3 protein-coding genes are annotated in these 6,990 nt (G+C 61.7%); all 3 read left to right on the top strand.

The window, feature by feature from the left end; translation table 11 throughout:
* The first annotated feature begins 215 nt into the window (after positions 1–215).
* Entirely contained in the window at positions 216–2,576 is a 2,361-nt protein-coding gene (locus ST3T6A_RS0101790; protein WP_026359345.1) for an SIR2 family protein, read from the top strand.
* Between the two features lie 590 nt (positions 2,577–3,166).
* Positions 3,167–5,533: a TonB-dependent receptor gene (locus tag ST3T6A_RS0101780; protein ID WP_019831170.1), complete on the top strand. Its 2,367-nt coding sequence runs from the start codon at positions 3,167–3,169 to the stop codon at positions 5,531–5,533.
* A 130-nt stretch (positions 5,534–5,663) separates the two neighbouring features.
* Positions 5,664–6,983, top strand: coding sequence for a methyl-accepting chemotaxis protein (locus ST3T6A_RS0101775; RefSeq protein WP_019831169.1), 1,320 nt, complete (start codon positions 5,664–5,666; stop codon positions 6,981–6,983).
* The last annotated feature ends 7 nt before the right edge of the window (positions 6,984–6,990 follow it).

The following is a 6,990-nucleotide window of genomic DNA, read 5'->3' as shown; positions in this document are numbered from 1 at the left end:
GCTGCCATTCCCGACGACCGTTGCGATCAACCGCATTCGGCAACAGCAGGCGTTAAAATAATAGCCAGCCCCGCTGGATGTGACGGGTTCCGGACCGCCTAACTTCATTTCAGGTGAATCCGACGCGGAGGATCGGTCTGACTCCACCGTATCAAAAACGGCTCGCATCTCTCGTAACGGCACTTTAAGCACCGCTTCGACGTGAGGAGATAGCAGTGCCGATCGAGACGTTAGATCCAAAGAATTCGATTCTCTTCCTCGGATCGGGTTTTTCTGCAGGTGCCTTCAACATTGCGAACGAGAAGCTCCCGGCAGGGGAATCCTTGTTGGCGCGTCTAGCTGAAGCAATCGACGAAAATCCGAATGATCATGACCTAAAATCTGTCGCGGACGAATTCTCGCATCGTTTCGACACTAGTCTACACGAAATTCTATACAATACGTTCACCGTCTCTTCGGTCTTGGATTATCAGAGGGAAATTATTTCCCTGCCATGGGCGCGCATTTATACAACGAACTACGACGATATGGTCAGCTTGGTAAAAGGTGGCACATTCCCTATCTTCGCCTTTGACGAGGAAAAGCCTCGATCTCTGCCACCATCGTTCGCGGTGTACCTGCATGGCTCGATACGGAAAGCGACCGAGGACAATTCCGAGAGACAGTTAATCCTCAACAGCCATTCGTATGACATGATAACTCGTGATCATCCAACCTGGTTCTACGAGTTCCAGCGGGATCGTCGCACCTTCGATGCCTGCTATTTCATGGGCTTCAGCCTCGGCGATCATCATATCACCGGCTTAATGGCGTCAGGCGAGACCTCCGCTCGCCACACGCACTTCATCACGCGCAACCCCCCGAAGAAGCAACTCGCCGACCGAGTGCCCCCCTATGGCGAGATCGTACCGATCGGTTTCGACGGCTTCGCGGCCCTTGCCAAAAAGCTTCCACCACCCTCCAAACCCGGAGACCCACGATCGCTCCAGTCTTTCAAACTCCTGAAGCAAGGCATAGACGCGAAGCCCCTTGTTGATCCGACGCCGATCGAGATCATCAATCTCGTGACATTTGGCAATTTTAGCCAGAGCAGGTTCTTCAACACGACAAGCGATGACAGTTACGTCACGCGGCGCAGTAAGAGCGTCGAGAGCGCGCTTGCCTTTCTCCAGACGAGCAAAACGGTGTTGATCCATTCCAGGCTCGGAAATGGGAAAACGATCTTCACGTCGATCTTGGCACGCGCAGCAAGTGAAGAAGGCTACAAGTGCTATTTGTGGCGGCGTGCAGGTAAACGACTAGCGCAAGACCTCGATGTCATCCGCGAGGAAGGTCGCGCACTCATTATCTTCGACGATTATGACGCCGCCGTCGATAATATCGAGCGCGTTTCGGCGGGTGTCCCCAACGCAAAGTTCGCGGTAACGATCCGCTCGGGACAGCAGGATGTCCGCCGACACGAAGTCTTGAACAAGCTCCCGGAGCCGATAAAGCGGATCAACCTCGATTTCTTCGCTGACGACGATAAAAATCAGTTGCGCGACCTTCTCGATCGCGCGGGTGCACGAAAAGAAGGCTTCGACGATATCTTTACAAAGGCCCGAGATATTCGGGAGATCGTGATGCAACTTTACGATCATGCGCTAATTCGCGAGAAAATCCGTGGGTCCATTGGACAGACCTCTGGTCCGCTGGTCATGATTCTCGCGCTAGCATCGCTTATAAAATGGGCTGGCGTGGAGTTGGATGATAGCGATCTTCAGGAACTCGCCGACTGCGACATCTATGCCGAGCTGGAAAAATCGGGCAGCCTGGGGGCCGATTTTCTGAGCGGGACAGACGATCGGGTCGAGATGCGTTCCGCGCTGCTCTCAGAATATCTCATTCAAAAAATCTTGCCGCCGAAACAAATCCTCGACGCCTGCTATACGATCACAACCACGTCGACACGACGCAGGCACGAACGTGTACATCGCGCGCTTGCGAGCGTATTAATGAAAGACTCGACGCTGAAACACTTGCTTAAGTTTCATCCGGGCGTAGATCAATTTTTGCATAAACACTACGCACGCTTGTCTGATGACAAGGCTGTAAACGATGAGCCGCTCTTCTGGCTGCAATACGCGATTTTTATGAAAAGGATCGGCGATATATCGAAGGCTCGCCTGTTCCTAAATACGGGATACAAGCGAGCAAGCGATATTGCTGGATTCAAGACCTTTCAGTTGGACACTCAAGCATTGAGCATTTACTTGCTCGAAGAGATAGTGAGCACGTCCTCGACTGTCGAAGGTATCGAGCATATTCTCGCGTCCATCGAATTGGTGTCGGACATGATCTCTGAGGAAAGCCACCGTCAATATGCTATCGAAGTCATCGGTGAGATTCCGGCATTCATCGATGTTCGCCAGCACGCGTTGGGAGACGCGGAAAAGGTTGCACTCATCTTCCAGCTTAATCGCGCGAGCGGCACGCTGAAGGGGCTACCCCTTGACGAGAAGGTCCGTTCTGGCTCCGAGATTGTCCGCACCAAGCTGGAGGAAGCAATCGCCAAATTGCTTACGGTAAAGTCGTAGCAAGCGTCCGCGCCGTACGGTCAACATCTGAGCTGCTCGTTAAGGGCTACCCGGCGGCTCTCGGTATAGTAGGCGATTAAACTGAACCGCCGAACTGGGGGAGCTATGCCGATCGTCTGCTGGGAGTTGAACAGCTCAGATTCCGTCGATGGCGTCCAAAGGGCATTCACCCTGCCTTGACCTGAAAACGGTGGGCTCGCCGAATACCGTGGACGCATCTTCAGCGGCTCGGCTGAACGTCCTGCGAGTTCGAAAAGCGAGCGGTAGCCTACTGGTTGCTTCGACTGAATCCACCCAACCAAGCGATATGGCTCAGCTTAACGATAGAGAGCGGCCTTAATGTGCCACCGTCCATAATAGGGCAACTTTAGGTAGTTTCAGCCATTGAGGCTGCCGCCGCGAATTGCGCAATTACAACGCCTTCCCTGGAGCGGTCCTGATGCGTCTGCGCAATCGATAGAGACGGGCTCGCCAAGCGCGGCGTTGACGCCCTTTAGCGCCACATCTCGAACTGACGCCGAACCGTCACTACGCCGCAATGCAGCACGGCCATGCACCCCCAGTCTATCGGGCTGTTGGGGAACTGGACCATGGATCGCTTTTCGTATCTTCTTGCTGGCGTCGCTTTCGCGGCACTGATTCCAGCGCCACTGCTGGCCGACGCCGCGTCGTCGGACTCCACGGCGGCCACCGCCGCCGATGCCGCGCCCGCGAGCGACAACGCGCAGGATATCGTCGTCCTCGGCTTCGGCCGCAGCCGCCAGGTGCAGAGCGTCACCGACATCGATATCGCGCGCATGACGCCGGGCTCCAGCCCCTTGAAGGCGATCGAGAAGCTGCCGGGCGTCAATTTCCAGGCCTCCGATCCGTTCGGCGCCTATGAGTGGGCGGTGCGCATCTCGCTGCGCGGCTTCAACCAGAACCAGCTCGGCTTCACGCTCGACGACGTGCCGCTCGGCGACATGACCTATGGCAACGTCAACGGCCTGCACATCAGCCGCGCGATCATCTCCGAGAATGTCGGCCGCACCGAAGTGGCGCAGGGCGCGGGCGCGCTCGGCACGGCGTCGACCAGCAATCTCGGCGGCACGATCCAGTTCACCTCGCAAGCGCCGGCCGAGACCGCCGGCATCAAGGCATCGGGCACCTATGGCGCCGACGATACCGAGCGCGCTTATGTCCGCCTCGATTCGGGCGATCTGGGCGGCGGGCTCAAGGGCACTGTGAGCTACGCCTTCCTCCACACCACCAAGTGGAAGGGCGACGGCCCGCAGCGCCAGCATCAGGCCAACGCCAAGATCGTCAAGGATCTGGGCGACCTCGGCAGCATCACCGGCTTCCTGAACTTCTCGGATCGCCGCGAGACCGACTATCAGGATCTGAGCCTCGACATCATCAAGCGCCGCGGCCTGCGCGACGACAATCTCACCGGCCAGTACGCGCTTGCGGTGCAGCTCGGGAAGATCTTCCAGAATCAGGCGGCGGCGGCCGCCGGTGCGCCGCTTCCGTGGGCGGGCGCGGGGACGGTCTTTCCGGCCGGCGTCGGCACGGTGGACGACGGCTATTACGACGCGGGCGGCCTGCGCCGGGATTATCTCGGCGGCGTCACCTTCGACGCGCACCTGACGCCGGAGCTGAGCCTCAAGACCACGGGCTATTATCACGACAATAAGGGCCAGGGATCGTGGATCACGCCCTATACCCCCACCCCGCTCGGCGCGCCGGGTCAGGATGGCAGCCCGATCACCGATCCGGGTCCGCTCTCCTTCCGCACCACCGAATATGTCATCCATCGCGGCGGCGTGATCAGCGACGCGCGCTGGGAGAAGGGCATCAACACGCTCGAGGTCGGTGGCTGGTACGAGAGCAATACCTTCGATCAGGCGCGCCGCTATTACGGCATGACCGACACCGCCGAGCCCAACCGCCCGACGCTCCAGTTCCAGGACAATCCCTTCCAGACCGACTGGGCAGGCAAGTACGACACCGAGACGGTGCAATATCATGTCGAGGACACGATCAAGCTGCTCGACGACAAGCTCGCGCTGAACGGCGGCTGGAAGGGCACACACGTCATCAACAGCGCCAACATGCAGCCGGGCACGGTGCAGACGCTCGCCGGCGGCCGCATCGACGCCAAGGACTGGTTCCAGCCGCAGGCGGGCATCGTCTACCATCTGACGCCCTCGGCCGAGCTGTTCGCGGACTATACCGAGAATATGCGCGCCTTCGTCTCGTCCGCGACGACGGGGCCGTTCTCGACCACGCAGGCGGGCTTCGATGCGATCAAGAACACGCTGAAGCCCGAGCGTTCCAAGACCTATGAAGGCGGCGTCCGCTTCCGCTCCGGGCCGTTCCAGGCCTCGGCGGTGGGCTATTATGTCGACTTCACCAACCGCCTGCTGAGCTTCTCCAACGGCGCCGGCATCCAGGGCAATCCGGCGACGCTCAACAATGTCGGCTCGGTCCACACCTATGGCGCGGAGCTGAGCGCCAACTATCGCATCTTCCAGCCGCTGTCGGTGTTCGCCAGCTACTCCTACACCCACAGCCAATATGCCGACGACGTGCTCGACGCGTCCGGCAAGGTGCTGGTGGCGACCGACGGGAAGACCGTGGTCGACACGCCCAAGCACATGCTCAAGGGCGAGGTCGTCTATGACGATGGCCGGTTCATGGGCCGCATCGGCGCCGACTACATGACCAAGCGCTACTTCACCTATCTGAACGACGAATCGGTGCCGAGCCGTGTGCTGGTGGACGCCTCGATCGGCTACACCTTCCGCGACGCGGGCTTCCTCAAGGGCTTCTCCATCGAGGCGAGCGTCACCAACCTCACCGACAAGAAATATATCTCCACCATCGGCTCCAACGGCTTCACCGCCAGCGGCGACAGCCAGACCCTGCTGGCCGGCGCGCCGCGCCAGTGGTTCGTGACGGTGAAGAAGGGCTTCTGATCCGGCGAAGGCGAGGGGGGCTGCCACCGGTGCCGCGCCCCTCGCCGTCCTTGCAGGAATCTGCCAGGTTGTAACGTATCCGTCATCAAATCCTAAGGCTGCGTTTACCGTGTGGGCCTAGAGCGGCGCCATGGCCACCGCCCTGCTCTCCACGCCGATTGCCGACGCCTTCCCCGCGGCCGCCCTGTGCGAGCCCGGCAGCGAATCGCTCGCCGTCTCCATCCGCGCATCCACCGCGAGCGCGATCGAGATGTTCCAGGCGCATCCCGACATCCGCCTGCTGCCGGTCATCGATGAGGGCGGATGCCCGATCGGCGCGATCTTCGAGAAGGAGGTGCGCCGCATCCTGTTCAACCCCTATGGCCATGCGCTGCTCAGCAATCCGGCGTTCGGCGGCTCGCTGAAGGACCGGGTGCGGGCCTGCCCGATGGCCGACATCGCGACCAGCCTGCCCGACCTGCTGGAGATCTACGCCGCCGCCGGCGGGCGCGAGGGCATGATCCTGACGCGCGACGGCCGGCTGCATGGCGTCATCTTCAACCAGGCGCTGGTCCGCGCCGCCGCCGGCCACGAGCTGGACCGCATCCGCCACCGCGCCGACCGGCTCGACCGGGTGGATCGCGCCAGCACCCAGTTCGAGAATGAGGTCGCCGGCCTCGTCGAGACGCTGAGCGGCCTCGCCCTCTCGATCGACACCCGCGCCCACGACACGGCCGACCGCGCCCAGCAGATCGGCACCCGCGCCTCCGCCGTCGCCAGCGCCGCCGTCCAGACCGGCGACAGCATGGCGATGGTCGCGGACCGCAGCCGCTCGCTCGCCACCGCGCTCGACCGGCTGCACCTCGACACCGAGCGCGCCAAGGCCGCTGCCCGCGAGGCGGTGGGGCAGGTCGCCGCCGGCACCGCGCGCGCCACGGAGCTGGTCGAGACCGCGCGATCGATCGAGACGGTGCTGACCCTGATCCGCAGCCTCGTCTCCAAGACCGGGCTGCTCGCCATCAACGCCACCATCGAGGCGGCACGCGCCGGCGAGGCGGGCCGGGGCTTCGCGGTGGTGGCGAGCGAGGTGCGCAGCCTCGCCAGCCAGACCCGCGTCGCCGCCGAGAAGGTCGCCGGCCACGTCGCGGAAGTCCATGCCGCGATCGGCGAGGTCGCGGTGGGCCATGTCGGCATCGAATCGGTGATCGCCACGGTCGACGCCATCGCCCAGTCGGTGGAGGAGACGGTCGCGGCGCAGCAGGCGGTGACGCTCGGCATCGCGGAAGGCGCGGGGCAGGCCGCCACCGCCAGCGCCGAGATCCGCGACAATATCGGCCAGATCAGCCGCAGCACGCAGGACGCCGCGGTCGGCTCGATCGAGATGCAGCACACCGCGACCGGCCTCACGCAAGCGGCGGCCCGCCTCACCCGGCGCGTCGCGGCCTTCGTAGAAGAGATGCGTCGCGCCTGACTTGGCG

The organism is Sphingomonas sp. PR090111-T3T-6A (genome assembly GCF_000383095.1).
GTDB lineage: Bacteria > Pseudomonadota > Alphaproteobacteria > Sphingomonadales > Sphingomonadaceae > Solisphingomonas.
Note: the sequence above shows the minus strand (reverse complement) of the source record. Positions and strands in the feature narration are given on the sequence as shown.

Excerpts from the sequence above, each read along its gene's own strand:
- ST3T6A_RS0101780 (WP_019831170.1), top strand. The coding sequence starts at position 3,167 with ATGGATCGCTTTTCGTATCTTCTTGCTGGCGTCGCTTTCGCGGCACTG.
- ST3T6A_RS0101775 (WP_019831169.1), top strand. The coding sequence starts at position 5,664 with ATGGCCACCGCCCTGCTCTCCACGCCGATTGCCGACGCCTTCCCCGCG.